24 protein-coding genes and 1 pseudogene are annotated in these 21,521 nt (G+C 75.7%); 14 read left to right on the forward strand and 11 right to left on the reverse strand.

The window, feature by feature from the left end:
- Positions 1 to 10: 10 nt before the first annotated feature.
- Genes ACRYM2_RS11290 through ACRYM2_RS11300 form a run of 3 tightly spaced genes read left to right on the forward strand, consistent with a single transcriptional unit; the run spans position 11 to position 2,750 of the window.
- Positions 11 to 961, forward strand: coding sequence for an ABC transporter substrate-binding protein (locus ACRYM2_RS11290; protein WP_432522397.1), 951 nt, complete (start codon positions 11 to 13; stop codon positions 959 to 961).
- Entirely contained in the window at positions 958 to 1,941 is a 984-nt protein-coding gene (locus ACRYM2_RS11295) for an amino acid ABC transporter permease (RefSeq protein ID WP_432522399.1), read from the forward strand. The genes ACRYM2_RS11290 and ACRYM2_RS11295 overlap by 4 nt, the downstream gene beginning before the upstream one ends.
- Entirely contained in the window at positions 1,938 to 2,750 is an 813-nt protein-coding gene (locus ACRYM2_RS11300; protein WP_432522401.1) for an amino acid ABC transporter ATP-binding protein, read from the forward strand. The genes ACRYM2_RS11295 and ACRYM2_RS11300 overlap by 4 nt, the downstream gene beginning before the upstream one ends.
- A gap of 39 nt (positions 2,751 to 2,789) precedes the next feature.
- Here ACRYM2_RS11300 and ACRYM2_RS11305 read toward each other — a convergent pair whose 3' ends face one another.
- From ACRYM2_RS11305 to ACRYM2_RS11315, 3 genes are read right to left on the reverse strand one after another with little or no spacing between them, the layout of a single operon-like run.
- A complete protein-coding gene (locus ACRYM2_RS11305; RefSeq protein WP_432522403.1) occupies positions 2,790 to 3,758 on the reverse strand; it encodes a PDR/VanB family oxidoreductase in 969 nt (322 codons plus the stop codon).
- Complete coding sequence (locus ACRYM2_RS11310) at positions 3,748 to 4,554, reverse strand: MOSC domain-containing protein (RefSeq protein ID WP_432522405.1); 807 nt, start codon at positions 4,552 to 4,554, stop codon at positions 3,748 to 3,750. Before ACRYM2_RS11310 ends, ACRYM2_RS11305 begins: the two co-directional genes overlap by 11 nt.
- A gap of 21 nt (positions 4,555 to 4,575) precedes the next feature.
- Positions 4,576 to 4,962 carry a VOC family protein gene (locus ACRYM2_RS11315; protein ID WP_432522407.1) on the reverse strand — a complete coding sequence of 129 codons (387 nt, stop codon included), beginning with the start codon at positions 4,960 to 4,962 and terminating at the stop codon, positions 4,576 to 4,578.
- A gap of 81 nt (positions 4,963 to 5,043) precedes the next feature.
- Between ACRYM2_RS11315 and ACRYM2_RS11320 the strand changes: the two genes are divergently transcribed.
- The gene (locus tag ACRYM2_RS11320; protein ID WP_432522409.1) at positions 5,044 to 5,550 is read left to right on the forward strand and encodes a DinB family protein; all 507 of its coding nucleotides are present in this window, start codon (positions 5,044 to 5,046) and stop codon (positions 5,548 to 5,550) included.
- A 95-nt stretch (positions 5,551 to 5,645) separates the two neighbouring features.
- A complete protein-coding gene (locus ACRYM2_RS11325; RefSeq protein ID WP_432522411.1) occupies positions 5,646 to 7,775 on the forward strand; it encodes a methyl-accepting chemotaxis protein in 2,130 nt (709 codons plus the stop codon).
- A 28-nt stretch (positions 7,776 to 7,803) separates the two neighbouring features.
- Here the strand turns inward: ACRYM2_RS11325 and ACRYM2_RS11330 are convergent, their stop codons facing one another.
- Positions 7,804 to 8,706, reverse strand: a complete 903-nt coding sequence (locus ACRYM2_RS11330) for a YihY/virulence factor BrkB family protein (protein ID WP_432522413.1) — start codon at positions 8,704 to 8,706, stop codon at positions 7,804 to 7,806.
- Positions 8,703 to 9,698, reverse strand: a complete 996-nt coding sequence (locus ACRYM2_RS11335; protein WP_432522415.1) for a GlxA family transcriptional regulator — start codon at positions 9,696 to 9,698, stop codon at positions 8,703 to 8,705. The genes ACRYM2_RS11330 and ACRYM2_RS11335 overlap by 4 nt, the downstream gene beginning before the upstream one ends.
- A gap of 100 nt (positions 9,699 to 9,798) precedes the next feature.
- Between ACRYM2_RS11335 and ACRYM2_RS11340 the strand changes: the two genes are divergently transcribed.
- The gene (locus ACRYM2_RS11340) at positions 9,799 to 9,987 is read left to right on the forward strand and encodes a hypothetical protein (RefSeq protein ID WP_432522417.1); all 189 of its coding nucleotides are present in this window, start codon (positions 9,799 to 9,801) and stop codon (positions 9,985 to 9,987) included.
- 65 nt (positions 9,988 to 10,052) lie between these two features.
- Here ACRYM2_RS11340 and ACRYM2_RS11345 read toward each other — a convergent pair whose 3' ends face one another.
- A complete protein-coding gene (locus ACRYM2_RS11345; protein ID WP_432522445.1) occupies positions 10,053 to 11,162 on the reverse strand; it encodes a type IV pilus twitching motility protein PilT in 1,110 nt (369 codons plus the stop codon).
- 182 nt (positions 11,163 to 11,344) lie between these two features.
- On the opposite strand from ACRYM2_RS11345, the gene ACRYM2_RS11350 reads away from it, so the two are divergent.
- The gene (locus ACRYM2_RS11350; protein WP_099052597.1) at positions 11,345 to 11,419 is read left to right on the forward strand and encodes a 50S ribosomal protein bL37; all 75 of its coding nucleotides are present in this window, start codon (positions 11,345 to 11,347) and stop codon (positions 11,417 to 11,419) included.
- Positions 11,420 to 11,518: 99 nt separating this feature from the next.
- On the opposite strand, the gene rsrA is transcribed toward ACRYM2_RS11350, so the two are convergent.
- The 3 genes from rsrA to ACRYM2_RS11365 all read right to left on the reverse strand — a co-directional run bounded on the left by rsrA (position 11,519) and on the right by ACRYM2_RS11365 (position 13,456).
- Positions 11,519 to 11,773: a mycothiol system anti-sigma-R factor gene (gene rsrA, locus ACRYM2_RS11355; RefSeq protein WP_432522419.1), complete on the reverse strand. Its 255-nt coding sequence runs from the start codon at positions 11,771 to 11,773 to the stop codon at positions 11,519 to 11,521.
- Complete coding sequence (locus tag ACRYM2_RS11360; RefSeq protein WP_432522447.1) at positions 11,770 to 12,549, reverse strand: sigma-70 family RNA polymerase sigma factor; 780 nt, start codon at positions 12,547 to 12,549, stop codon at positions 11,770 to 11,772. Before ACRYM2_RS11360 ends, rsrA begins: the two co-directional genes overlap by 4 nt.
- Before the next feature lie 85 nt (positions 12,550 to 12,634).
- Positions 12,635 to 13,456, reverse strand: coding sequence for an SOS response-associated peptidase (locus tag ACRYM2_RS11365; protein WP_432522421.1), 822 nt, complete (start codon positions 13,454 to 13,456; stop codon positions 12,635 to 12,637).
- A 110-nt stretch (positions 13,457 to 13,566) separates the two neighbouring features.
- On the opposite strand from ACRYM2_RS11365, the gene ACRYM2_RS11370 reads away from it, so the two are divergent.
- From ACRYM2_RS11370 to rsgA, 3 genes are read left to right on the forward strand one after another with little or no spacing between them, the layout of a single operon-like run.
- Positions 13,567 to 14,097, forward strand: coding sequence for a DoxX family protein (locus ACRYM2_RS11370; protein ID WP_432522423.1), 531 nt, complete (start codon positions 13,567 to 13,569; stop codon positions 14,095 to 14,097).
- Between the two features lie 47 nt (positions 14,098 to 14,144).
- Complete coding sequence (aroA, locus tag ACRYM2_RS11375; protein WP_432522425.1) at positions 14,145 to 15,515, forward strand: 3-phosphoshikimate 1-carboxyvinyltransferase; 1,371 nt, start codon at positions 14,145 to 14,147, stop codon at positions 15,513 to 15,515.
- A complete protein-coding gene (rsgA, locus tag ACRYM2_RS11380) occupies positions 15,482 to 16,573 on the forward strand; it encodes a ribosome small subunit-dependent GTPase A (RefSeq protein WP_432522427.1) in 1,092 nt (363 codons plus the stop codon). The genes aroA and rsgA overlap by 34 nt, the downstream gene beginning before the upstream one ends.
- Before the next feature lie 16 nt (positions 16,574 to 16,589).
- Here the strand turns inward: rsgA and ACRYM2_RS11385 are convergent, their stop codons facing one another.
- Positions 16,590 to 17,357 carry a vitamin K epoxide reductase family protein gene (locus tag ACRYM2_RS11385; RefSeq protein ID WP_432522429.1) on the reverse strand — a complete coding sequence of 256 codons (768 nt, stop codon included), beginning with the start codon at positions 17,355 to 17,357 and terminating at the stop codon, positions 16,590 to 16,592.
- 139 nt (positions 17,358 to 17,496) lie between these two features.
- Between ACRYM2_RS11385 and hisN the strand changes: the two genes are divergently transcribed.
- The 4 genes from hisN to ACRYM2_RS11405 all read left to right on the forward strand — a co-directional run bounded on the left by hisN (position 17,497) and on the right by ACRYM2_RS11405 (position 21,175).
- Positions 17,497 to 18,321, forward strand: a complete 825-nt coding sequence (gene hisN, locus ACRYM2_RS11390; protein ID WP_432522431.1) for a histidinol-phosphatase — start codon at positions 17,497 to 17,499, stop codon at positions 18,319 to 18,321.
- Complete coding sequence (locus tag ACRYM2_RS11395) at positions 18,305 to 19,099, forward strand: CPBP family intramembrane glutamic endopeptidase (protein WP_432522433.1); 795 nt, start codon at positions 18,305 to 18,307, stop codon at positions 19,097 to 19,099. The genes hisN and ACRYM2_RS11395 overlap by 17 nt, the downstream gene beginning before the upstream one ends.
- A 188-nt stretch (positions 19,100 to 19,287) precedes the next feature.
- On the forward strand, positions 19,288 to 20,409 hold the full coding sequence (locus ACRYM2_RS11400) for a mechanosensitive ion channel family protein (protein ID WP_432522435.1): 1,122 nt from the start codon (positions 19,288 to 19,290) through the stop codon (positions 20,407 to 20,409).
- A gap of 94 nt (positions 20,410 to 20,503) precedes the next feature.
- Positions 20,504 to 21,175, forward strand: coding sequence for a SemiSWEET family transporter (locus ACRYM2_RS11405; protein ID WP_432522437.1), 672 nt, complete (start codon positions 20,504 to 20,506; stop codon positions 21,173 to 21,175).
- A gap of 9 nt (positions 21,176 to 21,184) precedes the next feature.
- On the opposite strand, the pseudogene ACRYM2_RS11410 reads toward ACRYM2_RS11405, so the two are convergent.
- Positions 21,185 to 21,511, reverse strand: a pseudogene (locus ACRYM2_RS11410) (GNAT family N-acetyltransferase); the annotation flags it as partial.
- Between the last annotated feature and the right edge of the window lie 10 nt (positions 21,512 to 21,521).

Below are 21,521 nucleotides of genomic sequence, written 5' to 3' on the forward strand. Positions count from 1 at the left end.
GAGGTTCCCCGTGCTCGCTCGTCCCACCCGCCGCGCGTCCCGCCGCTCGTTCCTGAGCGCGGCCGGCGCCCTCGCCGCCACCGGTCTGGCCCTGGCCGGCTGCGGTTCCGACTCCCTGTCCGGTGGCGCCTCCTCGACGACGTCGTCGGCGAGCGGGTCCGCGGCGCCCACCGCCGCCACGAGCGCGGACCCGGCGCTGACGGCGATGCTGCCGCAGTCGGTGCGCGACTCCGGCGTGCTGCGCGTGGGCACCAACGCCGAGTACGCGCCCAACGAGTTCCTCGAGGGCGACACCGTCAAGGGCATGGACATCGACGTGATGGACGCCGTCGCCGCCAAGCTGGGGGTGCGGGCGGAGTACTCCAACGCCGGCTTCGACACGCTGCTGACCGGTGTGACGGGCAACCGCTACGACGTCGCGATCTCCTCGTTCACGATCAACGCCGACCGCCTGGCCCAGGTGAACATGGTCCAGTACTTCAACGCCGGCACCCAGTGGGTCGTGGCGAAGGGCAACCCCGAGGGCGTCGACCCGGAGAACGCCTGCGGCAAGACCGTCGCCGTGCAGTCGGCCACCACCCAGAGCGACGACGACCTGCCCGCGCGCACCAAGGCCTGCACCGACGCGGGGCAGCCCGCCATCGAGGTGCTCGCCTTCGACAGCCAGGAGGACGCCACCACGGCCGTCGTGCAGGGCCGTGCGGTGGCCATGCTCGCCGACTCCCCCATCGCCGCCTACGCGGTGAAGCAGACCGGTGACGCGCTGGAGCTGGCCGGGGAGATCTACGACGCCGCCCCGTACGGCATCGTCGTGCCCAAGGAGCAGGTGCAGGGGGCCGAGGCGATCTCGCAGGCCCTGCAGCAGCTCGCCGACGAGGGCGCCTACACCGCGGCCCTGGCCACCTGGGGCGCCGAGGACGGTGCGGTCACGGAGTTCCCGGTCAACCCGGCGCTCTCGTGAGCGGCCCGCAGCCCCCGCGGGAGGCGGCCGGGGACGCCGGGGAGCGTCCCGGCCGGATCGACGCCGTCGAGGTGCGCCACCCGTGGCGCTGGGTGGCGGTGGCCGTCATCGCGGTGCTCGTGCTCATGCTCGCGCACCTGCTGGTCACCAACGACAACTTCGACTGGGGCTTCACCCTGGAGGTGATGAACCAGAACATCGTCCTGCGCGGCCTGCTCGTGGGGACGCTGTTCACGACGGTGTGCGCGATGGTCATCGGCATCGTCGGCGGGGTGCTGCTGGCCGTGCTGCGGCTGTCGGACAACCCCGTCCTGGCCGGGGTGTCCTGGACGTTCACGTGGTTCTTCCGCGCCGTCCCGCGCTACGTGCTGCTGTCGCTGACCGGTGGCCTCGGGGCGCTGTTCGCGACGGGGCTCTCGATCGGGGTGCCGTTCGACTTCCTGCTCACCCAGTGGTTCGGCACGCCGCAGCTGCGGCTGCTGACCATCGACCAGCAGGCGCTGTACGCGCTGTTCGGCGGCGTGTTCGGCGGCATCGTCGGCCTGGGGCTGTCCGAGGCCGCCTACATGGCCGAGATCGCCCGCGCCGGGCTGCTGAGCGTGGACCGGGGCCAGCACGAGGCCGCCGAGGCGCTGGGGATGACCAAGCGGCTGGCGATGCGCCGGGTGGTCCTGCCGCAGGCGATGCGCGTCATCGTGCCGCCGACCGGCAACGAGGTGATCGCGATGCTCAAGGACACCTCGCTGCTCGTGGCGATCCCGGTGACGACCGAGCTGTTCTACCGGGTGTCGCAGATCAAGAACCAGACCTACGAGGTGATGGCCTCCAACATGGCGGCGGTCCTGTACTACCTGCTGGCCACCTCGCTGCTCATGGTCGGGCAGCACTTCCTGGAGCGCCGCTTCGGCCGCGGCCACGGCGCCTCGCCGCGGCGTCCCGCGGCGGCGGGCGTCTCCCTCGGCCCGGGGGGCGCGAAGTGAGCACGCCCGCGGGTGCACCCGCGCACGCGCCGGCGACCCCGGTGGTGCGGGCCCGCAACGTCACCAAGGCCTTCGGGCACGTCGAGGTGCTCAAGGGCATCGACCTCGACGTGGCCGCCGGCGAGGTCGTCTGCCTGCTCGGGCCCTCCGGTTCGGGCAAGACGACGTTCCTGCGCTGCATCAACTCCCTGGAGCGCATCGACGGCGGCCGCATCTGGGTCGACGGCGAGCTGGTGGGCCTGGCCGAGCGCGGGGGCCGGCTGCACCGGCTGACCGACAAGCAGATCGCCGCCCAGCGCCGCGACATCGGCATGGTCTTCCAGCGCTTCAACCTCTTCCCGCACATGACCGCGCTGGAGAACGTCGTCGAGGCGCCGATCCGGGTCCGCGGGCTGCCCCGGGCGCAGGCCCACGAGCGCGCCCGCGCGCTGCTGGAGCGCGTCGGGCTGGCCGACCGCGCGGGCAACTACCCCGCGCAGCTGTCCGGCGGCCAGCAGCAGCGGGTGGCGATCGCGCGAGCGCTGGCGATGCAGCCCAAGCTCATGCTCTTCGACGAGCCGACGAGCGCGCTGGATCCGGAGCTGGTCGGCGAGGTGCTGTCGGTGATGCGCGAGCTCGCCGACGACGGCACGACGATGGTCGTCGTCACCCACGAGGTGGGCTTCGCCCGCGAGGTCGCCGACCAGGTCGTCTTCATGGACGGCGGCGTCGTCGTCGAGCGCGGCACCCCGGCGGAGGTCATCGCGAACCCCCGCGAGGAGCGCACCCGCACGTTCCTGGCCCGCGTGCGCGCGGGCGAGGCGGGCTGAGCGCACCCGCCGGGCCGGGTGCGGGACGGCCCCGCCGGATCAGCCCGGCGGGGCCACCACCAGCTCCTGCGACACCGCGCGCGAGACGCAGGCCATGACCTGCGTGCGCCGCTGCTCGTCGGTGAGGACCAGGTCGCGGTGGTCGGCGTCCCCGGCGAGCAGCCGCAGCCGGCAGGTGCCGCAGGTCCCCGACTCGCAGGAGGCCTCGACCTCGACCCCCGCCCGGCGCAGCGCCGACAGCAGCGAGGAGTCGGCGCCGACCTCCACGCGCGCCCCCGTCGGCTCCCACACGGCGGTGAACGGGGTGCGCCGCCCGCCCAGCGGGTCGACACCGGCGAAGTCCTCGACGTGGACGCGGCTGGGCCGCCAGTGCGCGGTGAGCGCCAGCACCTCCTCCACCAGGGCCGTCGGCCCGCAGCAGTAGACGCGGGCGTCGTCGTCGGGTTCGGCCAGCCACGGCCACAGGTCCAGCCGGCCCGAGAGCGCCGAGTGGTGCACGAGGCTGCCGTCGGCGCCGGAGAACTCGTCGAGGAAGACGGTCTCCTCCGGGGTGCGGGTCAGGTAGAGCAGCTCCACGCGCGGGCCCGCGCCGGCGGCGGCCCGCTGGCGCAGCTCGGCCACCATCGCCCGCACCGGCGTGATGCCGATGCCGCCGGCGATGAACAGGTAGCGCCCGGCCCGCCGCAGCGCGAAGCCGTTGGCCGGGGCGCCCACCGCCAGCACGTCGCCGACCGCGACCTCGTCGTGCAGGCTCACCGAGCCGCCGCGGCCCCCGGCGTCGCGGCGCACGCAGATCGCGTAGTGCTCCGGCCGCCGCGAGCCGGGCTCGACGAGGCTGTAGCTGCGGCGCTGCCCCGAGGGGGTGGTGAGGCTGACGTGCGCGCCCGCGCGGTAGCCGGGCAGCGGCGCACCGGCCGGGTCGCGCAGCACGAGGCGGACGACGTCGGCGGTGAGCTCCTCGCGCTGGGCGACCAGCAGGTGCAGGTCCCCGGACGCCTCAGCGGGCACCGGCCACCGCCCGCGGCAGGCCCAGCGGGGCGCCGTCGGCCAGCAGCCCGCCCTCGACGACCTCGGCGTAGAAGCCCATGACCTCGTGGCCGTAGGTGCGCGCCAGCAGCTGCGGCACCGGCAGGTCGCGCCGGCCGGTGCCCGGCTGCACCTCGGTGGCCGCGCAGCGCACCGTCGGGCTCGTCCCCCGCAACCGCACCCCGCCCAGGGTGAACTCGCGCCCCACCAGCTCGGTCTCGGCGAAGGGCTCCAGGCCCTCCAGGTGCACGTTGGCGCGGAAGCGCAGCGGGTCGACCGGCGCGCCGACCCGCCCGGCGAAGTCGCGCACCGAGGCCAGGTTCAGCAGGGAGACGAACTCCATGGCGCGGTCGGAGGCGTGCGCGGTGTCGGTGAAGCGGCGGCCCGGGTCGCGGGCGAGGACCGGCTCCACCCCCGGCGGCAGGTCCAGGACGCGGGCGTAGAAGGCCAGCAGGTCGGCGCGGCCGGCCGGTGTCGACAGGTCGGCGCTGAGCACCTCGTGCCCGCGCACCCGCACCGTCAGGACGTCGGTGGCGACGTCGTGGGAGGTCTCCAGGGCCGCCAGGCGGGCCTCGGCCACGAGGACGAAGAACTCCTGCTTGGAGATGCCGTGCGCCAGGCCGGGTGCGTAGCGCCCGCCGGGGCGGGCCAGCGCGATCGTCCGGTCGTGCGGGAAGGCGCGCCCCGCGCTCAGCGCCACCTCGGCCAGCGGCTGCGGGGTCAGCCCCTTGACCGGGTACAGGAACAGGCCCGCCACCCGCGGGGTCGAGCTGGTCACCCGCCGGAGGCTACCCGGGGCTCACCAGCCGGGCAGGTACAGGCAGAAGACGTGCCCGTCGGGGTCGGTCAGCACCCGCACGCCCTCCTGCGGCTGGAAGGCGGCCACGCTCGCCCCGCCGGCGACGGCGTGCGCGACGGCGGCCTCCAGGTCGTCGACGCGGACGTCGAGGTGGGTCTGCATGCGCTGCTCGCCGGCGCGCCCGGGCCAGACCGGCCGCACGTGCTCCTCCTCGCGCTGGAAGGACAGCCCGGCACCACCGCCCGGGTCGCGCAGCTCCACCCAGTCCGGGCCCTCCTCCTCGGTCTCGAAGCCGAGCAGGTGGCGGTAGAAGGCGGCGAGGGCGATCGGGTCGGGGGTGTCGAGCACCGTCGCCGACAGCCGCGCCGCGGGGCGGGGGGCGTCCACGGCACCAGCGTGCCGCGCGGACGGCCGGCGCGCAGCCCCCCGGACTGGCCGTGCACGCTCGGTGATCGTAGATTTCCGGCCATGACGGTCGTCCCGCCCACCGCCGGTGAGAAGCCCAGCCTCGTGGCGAGCCTGCAGCGCCACCGCGAGGCGGTGCTGTGGAAGCTCCGGGACCTCGACGACGAGCAGCTGCGCCGCCACCTCGTCGGTTCGGGCACGACCCTGCTGGGCACCGTCAAGCAGCTGGCCTCCGCGGAGTACACCTGGTTCTGCGCCACCTTCGGCCGGCCCAGCGAGCACATCCCGGCCGCGGCGTTCGAGGAGGACCCCCGGGCCGACCGGCGCGTGCACCCCTGGGAGACCGCCGACGGCGTCCTGGCCTACTACGCGGGGGCCCGCGCCGCCGCCGACGAGGCGATCCGGGAGCTGAAGATCACCGAGCGCGGCACCACCCCCGACGGCACGGTCGTCACCCTGCGCTGGGCGCTGCTGCACGCGATCGAGGAGACCGCCCGCCACGCCGGCCGCCTGGACGTGCTGCGCGAGCTCGTCGACGGCCGCACCGGCGACCACCCGCCGGCCGGCTGAGGGCGCCGCCGCGCCCGCCGCGGCCCTGCGGCACCGCGTGCGGGAAGTGCGGACCCGGGACTGAAGTCCCGCCCCCGGACGGCCGATGGAGCACCGTGGCCATCTCCCTGCGTCCCCGCACGCTCCGCTCGCAGCTGCTGCTGCCCGGTGTCGGCGCCGTCGTCGTCACGGCGGGCCTGCTCAGCGCGCTGAGCGCCTGGCAGGTGGAGGAGCTCACGCAGGACACCGCCGCGAACGTGCGCACCATGTCCGAGCGGACCCTCGCCGACACCGGCGCCCAGGTCCAGACGACCGTGACGACCCAGGCCGCCGCCGTGCAGGCCATGCTCGACGCGAACCTGCGGGTGACCACCGACCGGCTCTCGCAGCTGGGGGCGCCCGGCCTGGACGCCGGTCAGCAGGTGACCTGGAGCGCCACCAACCAGGTGACCAAGGACAAGAGCACCCTCACGCTGCCCAGCCTGCGCTTCGGCGGCACCTGGCTGGGCCAGCAGGGCGACCCCGCGGCCGTCGTGCCCGGCCTGGACGAGGCGGCGGCGCTGACCGGCGCGGCCACCACCGTCTTCCAGAGGATGCCCGACGGCAGCATGCTGCGCGTCGCCACCACCGTCGTCGGCGCCAGCGGCTCGCGCGCCATCGGCACCTTCATCCCCGCCACCGGCGCCGACGGCACCCCCAACGCCGTCGTGAAGACCCTGCTGGCCGGGCAGACCTACCACGGCACCGCGACCGTGGTCGACAAGCCGTACGCCACCGTCTACGCCCCGCTGAAGGCCGGGGAGGAGGTCGTCGGCGCCGTCTTCGTCGGGCTGCCGCAGGCGGAGGTGACCGCGCCGCTGCGCGCGGCGCTGGCCGGGTCCACCGTCGGCGAGCACGGGTACCTGGCCGTCTTCTCCAGCGGTGCCGGCACCGAGGGCACCGCCGTCGTCGCCCCCGACGGCGGCACCGACGGCGAGGCCATGGCCGAGGCGCAGGACGCGCACGGCCGGGCGTACGTCCCGGCGCTGCTGGAGGCCGCGGCCGGCCTGGAGCCCGACGGGTTCACCACCCGCACCGTGGAGCTGGACTCCGGGCGCTACACCGTCGGCATCACGCGCTACCCCGCCTACAACTGGGTCGTCACCAGCTGGCTGCCGCAGGCCGAGACCGCCGCCGTCTCCGACCACGTCGCCGAGGCCGGCGCGGACCTGGTGCGCAACACCGTCGTGCTGGGCGCCGGCGTCGCCCTCGCCATGGCCGGTGTCATCGCCTTCCTGGCCCGCTCCCTCGTGCGCCGCATCGGCCGGCTCACCGGGGTGCTGCGCCGCGTCGCCGCCCGCGACCTGTCCGCCACCGTCCTGGCTCCCGGCGAGCAGCACGGCGAGGACGAGCTGGGCGCCATGGGCCGTGCGCTCGACGAGGCCACCGCGGCCGTGCGCGAGGCCGTGACCGCGATGAGCAGCGGCGCCGCCCGGGTCACCGGTGCCGCCGGCGCCCTCGCCAGCGCCAGCGACCGCCTCTCCGGCGCCGCGGACAGCACCGCCGCCGAGATCGGCCAGATCACCGGTGACGCCACCTCGGTCTCCGAGGGGGTCCACGAGGTCTCCGACGCCGTCGAGCAGCTGCGCGTGGCCGCCGACGAGGTCTCCGCGACGACCAGCAGCGTCACCCTCGTCGCCGCGGAGGCCGTGCAGCTGGCCCAGACCGCCAGCGGCACCGTCGAGCGCCTCGGCGACAGCTCCCAGCAGATCGCCGACGTGCTGCGCACGATCACCGCGATCGCCGCCCAGACCAACCTGCTGGCGCTCAACGCCACCATCGAAGCCGCCCGCGCCGGGGAGGCCGGTGCCGGGTTCGCGGTCGTCGCCGAGGAGGTCAAGGAGCTCGCGCGCCAGACGGCGCAGGCCACCGAGGAGATCGCCCCGACGCTGACGGCCGTGCAGTCCGAGGCGGCCGCCGTGCGCTCCGACATCGCCCGCATCTCCGAGACGATCGCCTCCATCGACGAGCTGCAGGCCACCATCGCCGCCGCCGTGGCCGAGCAGCTGGCCACCACGACCTCGGTCAGCGGCACGCTGCACACCGCCGCCGGCCGCTCCTCCGGCATCGCCACCGCCCTGGCCGGCACGGCCGGCGCCGTGGAGGGCACGACGGCGGAGGTCGGCGCGGTGCGCAGCTCCGTCGGCGAGCTCGCCCAGGTCGCCGGCGCGCTGGACGCCGAGGTCCGCCAGTTCACCCTGCGCTGAGCGGGGCGCGCCCCGGCACTGACGGGGGTCAGGGGCTGACGCGCTGGTGGCGGGAGGGGACGAACCGGCGCTGCAGCTCCAGGGTGACGGCGTAGCCGTAGACCGTCAGCGCGGTGAACACCCACAGCCACAGGCACACGGCGACGGCACCGCCGACCTGGGTGAAGCCGCCGAAGGGCGCGCCGAGGTCGACGGGGATCGCCAGGAAGAGCACGAAGCCCTGCAGGAAGCCGGAGACGAAGGCGCCGGTGGCGTAGCCGCCCCACAGCGCCGCCTTCCAGCCCGGGCGCACCGGTCCCAGCAGCCGGTAGACGTAGACGAGCACCGGGCTCACGACGAGCCAGTCGACGTTGAGCGCGACGTAGACGGCCAGCGCCGACTCGGTCACCTCACCGCTGCCGAAGGCGCGGGCCAGGTAGGGCGCGACCTCCAGCACCGCCAGGAAGCCCACCGGCGCCAGCAGCAGCAGCGGCAGGGCGCGCAGGCGCACCTTCCACGCCCCGGTGCGCCCGCGCACGGCCGGCGGCGGCGACGCCGGGGCGCGCACGCTGACGCGGGCGAACCCGCGCCGCAGCCCCTCCCCGTAGACGGTGGCGGGCACCAGCGCGACGAGGACGGCCGGCCAGCTGACCTCGGTGGCGGCGGCGACGAGGTCGTGCACGACGGTCCCCGCGCCCTGCGCCGAGGGCAGGGCGCTGCCGACGGCCTCGCCGAGGGCGACGACCCGCTCGCGCCCCACGAGCAGCGCCAGCAGGCGCACGGCCACCACGAGCGAGGGCACGAGCGCGACGGCGGCGTAGAAGGTCACCCCCGCGGAGACGAGGAAGAGGTCGTGGCCGGCCAGCCGGGTGCGCACGTCGCCGAAGAGGGAGCGCAGCCAGCGCACGCGGGGGCTGTCGCGGAGGGCGCGTCGCAGGTCGGAGGAGCTCACGCGCCGGCCGGCACCAGCCGCACCGCTCGCGGTGCCCGGGCGCCCCGGTACGCGCGGCGGTAGCTCGTCGGCGTGGTGCCCACCAGGCGCAGGAAGTGCTGGCGCAGCGTCGCCGCCGAGCCGAAGCCGCAGCGGCGGGCCACCTCGTCGACGCTCTCGTCGCCCTCCTCCAGCAGCAGCCGGGCGGCGGCGACGCGCTGCTCCAGCAGCCACCGGTGCGGGGTCACGCCCGTCTCGGCGCGGAAGCGGCGCGCGAAGGTGCGCGGCGACATGGCGGCAGCGCGTGCCCAGCCGGCGATGTCGACGTCCTCGTCGAGGTGCGCCGCGGCCCAGGTCAGGGCGCGCTGCAGGGACTCGTCGGCGCACGGGCGCACCGGCGCCTCCACGTACTGCGCCTGCCCGCCGTCGCGGTGCGGGGGCACCACCATGCGGCGGGCGACGGCGGTGGCGACGGCGGTGCCGTGCACCTGGCGCACCAGGTGCAGGCACAGGTCGATGCCCGCGGCGGTGCCGGCGCTGGTGGCGATGGGCCCGTCCTGCACGTAGAGCACGTCGGGCACGACCTGGACCGCGGGGAACTCGCGGGCCAGCTGGGCGGCGTACCGGTGGTGCGTGGTGGCGCGCCGACCGTCGAGGTAGCCGCCGCGGGCCAGGGTGAAGGCGCCGCTGCACAGGCTCGCGACGGTGGCGCCGCGGGCCAGCGCGGCGTCCAGGTGCGGCACCAGGACGTCCGCGCCGGGACCACGCAGGCCCTGCGAGGGCCCCACGACGACGAGGTCGGCCTCGTCGACGCGCTCCAGCCCGTGCTCGGGCGTCAGGACGAAGCCCTGCGCCGAGCGCACCGGCAGGCCGCCGGGCGCGCAGACCGCGAAGTCGAAGGCGGGCACGCCGTCCTCGGTGCGGTCGATGCCGAAGACCTCGCAGGGGATGGCGAACTCGAAGGCGGAGAAGGCCTCCCCGACGACCACGGCGACCGAGCGCAGGGTGTGCACGCGAGCAGTCTGCCAGCGCCCGGTGGGGTTGGCAGGATGTCGATGGACATCGGCAGGACTGCCACTCGGCGGCCGGCCTCGCGGTGGGCACGCTGGAGGCGTGGAACTCACCGACTGGTTCTGGCTCATCGTCCTCGTCGTGCCGCCGCTGCTGGGCCCGCTGACCTGGTTCTTCGGCGCCGACACCCGCGCCTCGGGCGGCTGGAGCAGGGAGGCCTTCATCGACTTCCCCCGCCCCGACGGTCGCCCCGACGTGCCCGCGGACGGGCACGCGCAGCTGCGGCGCTGAGCGGGTCGCGCCCGAGCCCGGTCCCCGCGCCCGCCGGGCGCCGGCGGCCCGGCGCCGGGCGGGGCTCAGGCCACCAGGCCGAGCCGCCGCAGCTCCACGGCCAGGTCGTGCGGGCTGGAGGCCGCCTGCTGGGCGTCCTCCAGCGTCACGACCCCGTCGCGCACCAGCGCCACGAGGTGCTGGTCGAAGGTCTGCATCTGGTAGTAGCCGCCCTCGCGGATGAGGTCGGTGATGTGGTTGGTCTTGTCCGGGTCGGCGATGGCGTCGGCGACCCGGCCGGTGTTGACGCAGACCTCCATGACCACGCACCGGCCCTGGCCGTCGGCGCGGGGCACCAGGCGCTGGCAGACGATGCCGCGCAGCGAGCCGGCCAGCGCGAGCCGGACCTGCTTCTGCTCGTGCGGGGGGAAGAAGTCGATGATGCGCGAGATCGTCTCCGCGGCGTCGATGGTGTGCAGCGTCGACATCACGAAGTGGCCCGTCTCGGCCGCCGACAGCGCCGCCTTCACCGTCTCCTGGTCGCGCATCTCGCCGACGAGGATGACGTCGGGGTCCTGGCGCATCGCCGCGCGCAGGGCGGTCGTGAAGTCGGCGGTGTCCAGCCGCACCTCGCGCTGGCTGATCATCGAGCGGTTGTCGGTGTGCAGGACCTCGATGGGGTCCTCGATCGTCACGATGTGGGACTCGCGCACCGTGTTGATGTGGTCGATCATCCCGGCCAGCGTGGTCGTCTTGCCCGAGCCGGTGGGACCGGTGACCAGCAGCAGGCCGCGGTGCTCCAGCGCCAGCGCCTCGATGACCGGCGGCACGCCGAGGCCGGCCAGCGGCACCGCCTGCGCGGCGACGCGGCGCAGGACCATGCCCACCGAACCGCGCTGGCGGAAGGCGTTGACGCGGAAGCGCCCGGCGCCCCCGGGCAGGCTGTAGGCGAAGTCGGCCTCGTGGGTGCGGGCGAACTCCTCGACGAGGTCGGGGCGCACGATCTCCGCGAGCATGCGCTCGGTGTCCTCCGCGGTCAGCGCCGGCGCCTGCAGCGAGCGCAGCCGCCCGTCGATGCGGATGCGCGGCGGCGAGCCCGCCTTGCAGTGCAGGTCGGAGCCGCGCAGGTCGACGAGCGCGCGCAGGTACGGGGTGATGAGCGGCTCGGCGGGGGCCGCGCGGCGCCCCCCGGCCACCGGGCCGGGCCCCTGCGCCGGCTCGTGTCCCCGCAGCTGGCCACCGTCGGTGATCGTCACCCCTGCGGCATCGGGGTGCGTCCCCTCGACCTTGAGCACCCCTCACCCCGTGGGAGCATGGACGGCGAGCACGGCCCGGAGCGCGAGCGCCGAGGGCACCGCACGAGCAGACAGGAGCAGCCATGAGCAAGCGAGGCCGCAAGCGCCGTTCGCGCAAGGGCAACGCCGCCAACCACGGCAAGCGCCCCAACGCCTGAGCGCGCACCAGGAGCGCACGACGACGAAGGCCCCGGACCAGGCTGGTCCGGGGCCTTCGTCGTCGCGGCCGCCAGGGGGCGCGCTCAGCGGTGCGCGGGTCAGCTCGTGCTGACGCTGACCTCGGTGATCTGCACGAGGATGCGCGCGCGCAGCTGCTCGGGCGCCGACTCGCAGGGGCAGCCCTCGCGGATGGCCCGCTTGAGCTTCTCGTCCTCGGCCAGCTGCGCCAGGCAGCTGACGCACTCCTCCAGGTGCGCCTGCAGCTTGGCGCAGTCCAGCTCCGCCATCTCGCCGTCCAGGTACTCGAACGCGCGCTCGAGCACCTCGCGGCACTGCTCGTCGGACCCGCTCACGACGCCCCCTCCGTCTCGCGCACGGCACCGGACACGCCGCGGTCGACGGCGTAGTCGCGCAGGAGCTCGCGCAGCTGCCGGCGCCCCCGGTGCAGGCGGGACATGACCGTCCCGATGGGGGTGCCCATGATCTCGGCGATCTCCTTGTAGGCGAAGCCCTCGACGTCCGCGAGGTACACCGCCATCCGGAAGTCCTCCGGCACCTGCTGCAGCGCCCGCTTGACGTCGGAGTCCGGCAGGTGGTCCAGCGCCTCGGTCTCGGCCGAGCGCAGCCCCTGCGAGGAGTGCGACTCGGCTCGCGCCAGCTGCCAGTCCTCGATCTCGTCCGAGTGCGACTGCTGGGGTTCGCGCTGCTTCTTGCGGTACGTGTTGATGTACGTGTTCGTCAGGATCCGGTACAGCCACGCCTTGAGGTTCGTCCCCGGGGCGTACTGGTGGAACGCGGCGTAGGCCTTGGCGAAGGCGTCCTGGACGAGGTCCTCCGCGTCGGAGGGGTTGCGCGTCATGCGCAGGGCCGCCGAGTAGAGCTGGTCGAGGAACGGCAGGGCGTCGCGCTCGAAGCGCGCTGCGCGTTCGTCGGCGCTCTCCTCGGAGGGGGCCCGCTGCGTCTGTTCGGTCATCGGGATCGAGCCTAGGCCCTGCGCGGGGTCGGCGCTCGCAGCGCGTCCGCGCGGGGTCCTGCGGTCGTCGCGGCGACCGGGCGGTCCGACGGAGCGGCGGGCGGCCGCCGCGCGTCGCGACTCGGTGCCCGCACCGGGTGCGTGAGCCAGGAGCATGACCACCAGAACGCCACCGCGGCGGTCGCCATTCCGCCGCGCGCCGTCGTCCCGCCCCGTCCCGCCCCGTCCCGCCGGGCGGGCCTCAGGCCCCCAGCAGCTCCCCGGTGCGCAGGTCCACCACGCCCTCCAGCTCCGACGGCGGCACCGGCTCCAGCAGGTCGGGGCGGTGGTTGCGCACGTCGCCGACCTCGCGCGAGACGGGGTGGGCCTCCAGCGCGCCGCCGAGGAAGAGGTCGCGCGGGACGGCGCCGATGAGCGCCCGCACGTCCTCGGCCTCGTCCAGGGACGGGTCCAGCCACGCGTCGCGCAGCTCCCGGGGCACGACCAGCGGCATCCGCTCGTGCAGGCGGTCCAGCCCCGGTTCGGCGGCCGTGGTCACCACGGCGAAGCTCACCAGCCAGCGCGAGGGGTCCTCCGCCGGCTTGGAGGCGTCCTTCCAGAACTCGTAGACGCCCGCCAGCGACAGCGGCGAGCCGTCGGCGGCGCCCACCGCGAACGGCTGCTTGCGCCCGGCGCCCTTCCCGCCGTCGCCGTGCCCGGCGGGGCTCTGCCACTCGTACCAGGCGTCCACCGGCACCAGGCAGCGCCGGGCCAGCGCGGCCCGGGCGAAGGACGGCTTGTCCAGCAGCGACTCGACGCGGGCGTTGACCATCCGCGCCCCGCCCGAGGCGTCCTTGGACCAGCTGGGCACCAGGCCCCAGCGCAGGGCGCGCAGCGAGCGCACGGGCGGGGCGTCGGGGACGTCCTTGGGGAAGCGCTCCAGCACGACCGGCGGGGTGGTCGTCGGCGCGACGTTCGTCGACAGCGTCACCCCCTGCGAGCCGTCGCCGATGGTGTTGTCGTCGACCTCGAACTCCTCGACGAGGTCGTCGACGTCTCGCCGCAGGGCGTAGCGACCGCACATGGGACCACCTTGGCAGCCCCCTGCGACACGCGCCGCCGCGCGCCGCGGGGCGGTCCGCGCACGGCCGCCCCGCGTGTGCGGCGGCGTGCGGCGTGCGGTAGGCAACTCCCATGACTCTGGTGCGACGAGTGGCCCGCCCGATGCTCGCGGCGATCTTCATCAAGACCGGCATCGACCAGGTCCGGCACGCCGGCGACCTGGCCCCGTCCGCCGAACCCCTCGTGCACCGCGTGGCCGGTCCCCTGCACCTGCCCGACGACCCGGTCCTGCTGGTGCGCCTCAACGGCGCCGCGATGGCCGCGGCCGGCGTCCTGTACGCCCTGGGCCGCGCGCCGCGGCTGTCGGCGACGGTGCTCGCGGCGACCGCCGCGCCCAGCGCCTACGTCAACCACCCCTTCTGGACGGAGAAGGACAAGAGCGTGCGCGCAGAGGTCCTGGAGGACTTCCTCACCGACCTCGGCCTGCTCGGCGGCGCGCTGCTGGGCGCCGTGGACACCGCCGGCAAGCCCGGGGCGCTGTGGCGCGGCAAGCGCGCCGGCCGCGACGCCAAGCGGCTGGCCAAGCTCGCCGCCCGCGAGGCCGTGCACGTGGCCGAGAGCGGGCGCAAGGACGTGCAGCTGGCGGCCGCCAAGCTGGGCTGAGCCGTCCGCGGCACCGCGCCGGCGCACGGGGCTGGGAGGATGCTCCGGTGACCCCGACGAGCGATCCGCGCACCGAGCCCGTCCCCCCCTCAGGACCGGGCGCGCCCACCGACGAGCCGCGGCTGTGGCCGGCGCCGACGGCGCGCGGTCCGCTGGAGGCCGTGGTGGTCGTGCCCGGCTCGAAGTCGCTGACCAACCGCTACCTCGTGGTGGCGGCGCTGGCCGAGCGGCCCTCGTTGCTGCGCGAGCCGCTGCGCTCGCGCGACACCCTGCTCATGGCCGACGCGCTGCGCCGGCTGGGCGCGGGCATCACCGAGGGCGCCGAGGGCGCCGAGGGCGTCGGCGCGCACGACTGGGTGGTGCGCCCCGGGCCGGTCACCGGCGGCTCGAGCATCGACTGCGGCCTCGCCGGGACCGTCATGCGCTTCCTGCCGCCGGTCGCCGCCCTGGCCGCCGACCCGGTGCGCTTCGACGGCGACGAGCGCGCCCGCGAGCGCCCCATGGGTGCCGTGCTCGACGCGCTGCGCCAGCTCGGGGCCGTCGTCGAGGACGGCGGCCGCGGCCTGCTGCCCTTCAGCGTCCAGGGCCCGGCCGGCGGGCTGGCGGGCGGGTCGGTGCGCATCGACGCCTCGGCCTCCAGCCAGTTCGTCTCGGCGCTGCTGCTGGTGGGCGCCCGCACCCGCGCCGGCCTGGAGGTCGTCCACGAGGGGCCGCCGATCCCGAGCCTGCCGCACGTGCAGATGACCGTGGAGGTGCTGCGCGACGCCGGCGTCGTCGTCGACGACACCGTCCCCGGGCGCTGGGCGGTGGAGCCCGGCGAGGTCAACGCCCTCGACGTGCAGGTCGAGCCGGACCTGTCCAACGCCGGCCCGTTCCTGGCGGCCGCCGCGGTCGCCGGCGGGCGGGTGCGGGTGCCCGGCTGGCCGCAGTCGACGACGCAGGCCGGCGACCTGCTGCGCGACGTGCTCGACTCCATGGGCGCCGACGTCACCCTCGACCGCGAGGGGCTGCTCGTGGAGGGGACCGGCGAGCTGTACGGCGTCGACCTGGACCTGCACGAGGCCGGCGAGCTGGCCCCCGTCATCACCGCGCTGGCCGCGCTCGCCTCCTCCCCCAGCCGGCTGCGCGGCATCGCGCACCTGCGCGGGCACGAGACCGACCGGCTCAAGGCGCTCGTCACCGAGGTCAACGCCCTGGGCGGGCGCGCCGAGGAGACCGCCGACGGCCTGCTGGTGCACCCGCGGCCGCTGCACGGCGGGGTCTTCCGCACCTACGCCGACCACCGGATGGCCACGGCGGGGGCCGTGCTGGGCCTGAAGGTCGAGGGGGTGCTCGTCGAGGACGTCGAGACCACCCGCAAGACGCTGCCCGACTTCCCCGGCATGTGGGCGGGGATGCTCGCCGGAGCGGGGAGCTGAGCCCGCGGCCCGCGCGCGGGGGCTCCGCGCGCCGCTGGGACGAGGACGACGTCCGGGTCCGGCCCAACCCCCGCGGCTCGCGCCCGCGCACCAAGGAGCGTCCGGCGCACGCCGACGCCGTCGACGCCTTCGTCGTCGCGGTCGACCGGGGCCGCTCGCACTGCCTGGTCGGCGAGGGCACCGGGGACGAGCGCACCGTCGTCGCGATGCGCGCGCGCGAGCTGGGCCGCCAGGGCGTCGTCGTGGGCGACCGCGTCGGCCTCGTCGGGGACGTCTCCGGCACGCCGGACACGCTGGCGCGCATCGTGCGCATCGACGAGCGCCGCACCGCGCTGCGCCGCACCGCCGACGACACCGACCCGATCGAGCGGGTCGTGGTGGCCAACGCCGACCAGCTCGTCGTGGTCACCGCCGTCGCCGACCCCGAACCGCGCTCGCGGCTGGTCGACCGCTGCCTGGTCGCCGCGTACGTGGCGGGCATGCAGCCGCTGCTGTGCCTGACCAAGGGCGACCTGCGCCCGGCGCAGGAGGTCCTGCGGACGTGGGCGCCGCTGGGCCTGGACGCGGTGGTGACCTCCCGCGGGCCCGAGGGCCTGCTGGGGCTGGAGGCCGTGCGCGAGCGGCTGGCCGGGCGCACCAGCGTGCTCGTCGGGCACTCCGGGGTCGGCAAGTCGACGCTGGTCAACGCGCTGGTGCCAGCGGCCGGGCGCGCCACCGGGCACGTCAACGCGGTCACCGGGCGCGGCCGGCACACCTCCACCTCGATGGCGGCGCTCGCCCTGCCCGGCGGCGGCTGGGTCGTGGACACCCCCGGCATCCGCTCCTTCGGCCTGGCCCACGTCGACCCGGAGGCCGTGCTGCGCGCCTTCCCCGACCTCGTGCCGGGGGAGGCGGGCTGCCCGCGCGGCTGCACCCACGACGAGGCGGACTGCGCGCTCGACGCGTGGGTGGAGCAGGGGCGCGCCGGAGCCGCCGGACCGGCGCGGCTGGCCTCGTTCCGCCGCCTGCTGGCGGCCCGGCGGCCCGCGCGCGAGGACCAGGTCCCCGAGGAGCGCTGAGGCCCCGCCCGCCGGCTCAGAGCAGGGTGCTCCAGTAGCTCCAGAACTGCACGCCCGCCATCGCCACGACCGCCGCGAACGTCAGCACGACCAGCAGCAGCCGGAACTCGACGACCGCGCGGGCCGGGCCGCGCAGCGGCCGGGGCACCGGCAGCAGCCCGCGGTCCAGGGCGTCGGCCAGGCTGGTCCAGAACGTCGGCACGACCACGGCCCACACGACCATGCAGTACGGGCACAGGGCGTGGATGGAGTACAGGCTCTGCGCGACGAGCCACCCGACGAAGACCATCCCCAGGGTGATGCCCAGCAGGTACCCGCGCTCGACCCAGCGCGGCAGCCGGGTGCCGGAGACCAGCAGCAGCCCCAGGGTCAGCGAGACGGCGAAGGCCGCGATGCCGATGAGCGGGTTGGGGAAGCCGAAGACGCGCGCCTGCTCGGTGACCATGACGCTGCCGCAGCTGAGGACGGGGTTGATGCTGCAGCTGGGCACGTAGGAGGGGTCCAGCAGCAGCTGGATGCGCTCGACGGTCAGCGTGAAGGCCGCGACGAAGCCGAGGACGCCGCCGACGACGAGCAGCAGCCCGCGCCGGCGCGGCGGGACCGGCAGCGCCGACAGGTGCCGCTCGCCGTCCTCCGCCTCGTACCCGTCGTCGAGGCCGTCGTCGAGGCCGTCGTCGAGGCCGTCGTCGAGGCCGTCGTCGAGGCCGTCGTCGAGGCCGTCGTCGAGGCCGTCCTCGAAGCCGTCCTCGGGCGTGCCGTGCGCCTGCTGCGTGGTCCCGGCCATGCGTGCGTCCTCCGTGCGGTCCGTCCGGCTGCGGTGCGCCGGCGTGCTCCCAGCATCGTCGACGCGCCTGGGTGCCGGCTGGACGGGTCGCAGGTCCCGGTCCGGCGGGGGCGCCGGTGCCGGGCGGTAGGTTCGCCGGGTGCCGACGCCGCAGACCCCCGCTCCGAGCGCCCGTCCCCGCTACGACGACGACCTGCGGCTGGCGCACGTCATCGCCGACCAGGTCGACGGGGTGACGACGGACCGCTTCCGCGCCCAGGACCTCACCGTGGAGACCAAGCCGGACCTCACCCCGGTCAGCGACGCCGACCGCACGGCCGAGGAGCTCATCCGCTCCCAGCTCAGGCGCACCCGCCCCCGCGACGCGGTGCTCGGCGAGGAGTACGGCCTCGTCGGCCACGGGGCGCGGCAGTGGGTCGTGGACCCCATCGACGGGACGAAAAACTTCGTGCGGGGCGTGCCGGTGTGGGCCACGCTCATCGCGCTGCTCGACGACGGCGAGCCGGTGGTCGGCCTGGTCTCGGCACCGGCGCTGGGCCGGCGCTGGTGGGCGGCGACGGGCTCGGGCGCGTGGACCGGCCGCAGCCTGGCCTCGGCCAGCCGCATCTCGGTCAGCGGCGTCTCCGACCTGGCGAGCGCCTCGTTCTCCTACTCCTCCCTGGACGGCTGGGAGCAGACCGGCTCCCTGGACGGCTTCCTCGCCCTGGCGCGCACGGTGTGGCGCACCCGCGGCTTCGGCGACTTCTGGTCGTACATGCTGCTGGCCGAGGGCGCGGTCGACGTCGCCGCCGAGCCGGAGCTGGCGCTGCACGACATGGCCGCGCTGGTGCCGATCGTCGTCGAGGCCGGCGGGCGCTTCACCTCCCGCGCCGGGGTGGACGGCCCGCACGGCGGCAACGCCGTCGTCACCAACGGGCTGCTGCACGAGGCCGTCCTGGAGCACCTGGGTGCGCCTGCGTCCTGAGCAGCCGGCGCCCGCGCCGCTGGACGCGCGCGGGCGCCGGCTGCTCGTCTGGGAGGTCGTGGCGGTCTTCGCCGTCTCGCTGGGCCTGAGCGGTCTCAGCGCGCTGGTCACCTTCGTCGGCAGGCTCACCTCCGGCCGGTCGCTGGCCGCCCAGACGTCGACGGTGCTGGGCAGCTACGCCCCCGACCGGCCCTGGCTGGACCTGGCCTTCCAGCTGGTGCGGATCGTGGAGCTGCTGGCCCCCGTCCTGCTCGTCGGCTACCTGATGGCCCGCGGCGGGCAGTCGCTGCGCACCCTGGGCGTCGACCGCTCGCGCCCGGGCCGCGACGTGCTGGCCGGGCTGGGGCTGGCCGCGGCGATCGGCGGCTGCGGCATCTTCCTGTACCTGGGCTCCGTCGCCGTCGGCGCGAACACCCAGGTGCAGGCGTCGACGCTGTCGGGAGCGTGGTGGACGGTCCCCGTGGCGGTGCTCAACGCCGCCGCGAACGGCGTCCTGGAAGAGGTCCTCGTCGCCGGCTACCTGCTGCACCGGCTGGCGCAGCTGGGCTGGCGCTGGTGGCCCGCGCTGCTGGTGAGCGCCGTGCTGCGCGGGTCCTACCACCTGTACCAGGGGCTGGGCGGGTTCGTCGGCAACGTGGCCATGGGCCTGGTGTTTGGGTGGGTGTACCAGCGCTGGGGCCGCGCGGCGCCGCTCGTCGTCGCGCACACCGCCATCGACGTCGTCGCCTTCGTCGGGTACGCCGCGCTGGTGGGCAGGGTCGGCTGGCTGCCCGGCTGACCGCTCCCCCACCCCGGGGCCTTCCCGGTCAGGGCGCGTGCGCGTGCTGTGACGGCGGTGGGCAGTGCGTGTGGAACGGCCCCCGGCGGGCGCTGCCGGCCTGACGCGCGGGCGGGGCTGACCTAGCGTGGCGCGGGTCCGGAGGACGTCGACGTCCCGTGCTCGATCCCCGAGGAGCTGCCCGCACCGTGTTCGACCTCAGCCACAGCGCCTGGTTCACCGTGGCGGTGGCGCTCGCCGCCGCCGCCCTCGCCGCCCTCGTCGGGGAGGCCGTCGCCCTCGGCGTGCGCCGCCTCGGCCGCCACCACCGGGTCCTGTCCACGCTGGCCCAGCGCGGCCGGCGGCCGCTGGCGGGGTTCCTGGCCACGCTGGCCGCGCGCGCCGCCCTCGGCGTCACCACCGACCCGGCGGGCTGGCGCTCGCCGACGCTGACCGTGCTGGGCCTGCTCGGCGTCGCCTTCGGCGCCTGGCTGGCCGTCGTGGCCGCCAACGTGGTGCAGGACGTGGTGCTGCTGCGCTACCGCATCGACGTGCAGGACAACCGGCGCGCGCGCCAGCGCCGCACCCAGGTGCAGCTGGTCAAGCGCGTGGTCGTCGCGCTCGTCGTCGTCGTGGCGGCCGCCTCGATGCTGCTGACGATCCCCGGTGCGCGCGGTGTCGGCACCAGCGTGCTGGCCTCCGCCGGGCTGCTGTCCGTCGTCGCCGGCCTGGCCGCGCAGACGTCGCTGGCGAACGTGTTCGCGGGGCTGCAGATCGCCTTCACCGACGGCATCCGCGTCGACGACGTGGTCGTCGTCGAGGAGGAGTGGGGCAACATCGAGGACATCACCCTCACCTACGTCGTCGTGCGGTTGTGGGACCAGCGCCGGCTCATCCTGCCCTCGACGTACTTCACCTCCACGCCGTTCGAGAACTGGACGCGCAACTCCGCCGACGTCACCGGATCGGTCGACTTCGACGTGGACTGGACCGTCCCCGTGGACCGGCTGCGCGCGCACGCCGAGCGCTTCGTGGGCGAGCACCCGCTCTGGAACGGCAGGACGTTCGCGCTGCAGGTGACCGACGCGAGGAACTCCTTCGTCTCGTTCCGGGTGCTGGTGAGCGCGAACTCCGGCGGGGAGCTGTTCGACCTGCGCTGCGCGGTGCGCGAGGAGCTCGTCGGCCTGCTGCGCCGCGAGCACCCGGGGGCGCTGCCGCAGGTGCGCCTGACCGACACCCGCCAGGTGCGCCTGCCCCGCCAGGAGGGCGCGCGGGACCGGTCGCCGCGCACCGCGTTCGACGGCGCCGAGGTCGACGGCTCCGCGCACTGACCCCCGCTCCCCCGCGGGTGTGATCCAGCTCTCACCCGTTCGGGGGGTGCCCCCGCCTCAAGGACGGGTGCCGCCCGGGTCGATGGACAGGCACGTGCCCATCGCAACCTTGATCTCTTCCATCGGCCTGCTCGCCGCCGGCATCGGCATCGTCACCGGCGTCCCCCAGATCGTCCGCCTGCTGCGCAGCCCCGACGCCAGCGGCCTGTCGTACTCCTCCGCCGTGCTGGGCATGCTGGGGTGCGGCACCTGGCTCACCTACGGCCTGCTGCTCATGGACCCCGCCCAGCTCGTGGCCAACGTGCCCGGGATCGTGTGCGCCGTCCTGACCGTGGTGCTGGCCGCCCACCGCCTGGGCGCGCGGCTGTCCTCGGCGCTCGTCGCGACGCTCGCCTGGACGCCCGTCGTGGTCGGCGCCCACGTGCTGGGCGGCGCCGAGCTCGTCGGCGTGGTCGCCACCGTCGTCTCGCTGGTGCGGATGCTGCCGCAGGTGCGCACGGTCTTCGGCCGCGAGTCGCTGGCCGGGCTGGCGCCCGCCTCGTTCGTGCTCACCCAGGTGTCCGCGGTGCTGTGGACGGTCTACGGCGTGGCCACCGGCCAGCCCTCGGTGATCGTCTGCTCGGCCGTCTCGGCGGTGCTCTCCGGGATCGTGCTCTCGCGGTGCTGCCCCCCGCAGGCGGTGCTGCGGGCCCTGCACGCCGGCCGCTTCGGCGTCGTCGGCCGGGTCCTCGTGCGCCCCGTCGCGGGCCTCGTCCTCGCCGCCTGACCTCTCCCCCACCCGCTGCGGCGCAACCTCTTCCACCGCCCGCAGCAGCGCGCCGCCGATGCCCGCGCGCTGCTGGTCGGGGGCGACGGCCAGCCGGCCGACGTGCCCGCGCGCACCGTCGACGCGCAGGCGCACCGACCCCACGAGACGGCTCCCGCGCACCGCGACGAGCACGACGCGGGCGGGGTCGGCGATCGCGGCGCGCACCCCGGCGAGGTCCTCCACCAGCGGCGGCAGCAGCGGGTCGCCGTAGCGCTGCGCCTCCGCCACGAAGGCGGCGCGCTGGACGGTGAGCACCTCCCCGGCGTCACCGTCCAGCGCGCGGCGCACCAGCACGCCGGGCGCC

Source organism: Kineococcus aridisoli (genome assembly GCF_050871885.1).
Taxonomy (GTDB): domain Bacteria; phylum Actinomycetota; class Actinomycetes; order Actinomycetales; family Kineococcaceae; genus Kineococcus.

Excerpts from the sequence above, each read along its gene's own strand:
- ACRYM2_RS11320 (WP_432522409.1), top strand. The coding sequence starts at position 5,044 with ATGACGGTCGTCCCGCCCACCGCCGGTGAGAAGCCCAGCCTCGTGGCG.
- ACRYM2_RS11360 (WP_432522447.1), bottom strand. The coding sequence starts at position 12,549 with ATGCTCCTGGCTCACGCACCCGGTGCGGGCACCGAGTCGCGACGCGCG.
- ACRYM2_RS11365 (WP_432522421.1), bottom strand. The coding sequence starts at position 13,456 with ATGTGCGGTCGCTACGCCCTGCGGCGAGACGTCGACGACCTCGTCGAG.
- ACRYM2_RS11370 (WP_432522423.1), top strand. The coding sequence starts at position 13,567 with ATGACTCTGGTGCGACGAGTGGCCCGCCCGATGCTCGCGGCGATCTTC.
- ACRYM2_RS11385 (WP_432522429.1), bottom strand. The coding sequence starts at position 17,357 with ATGGCCGGGACCACGCAGCAGGCGCACGGCACGCCCGAGGACGGCTTC.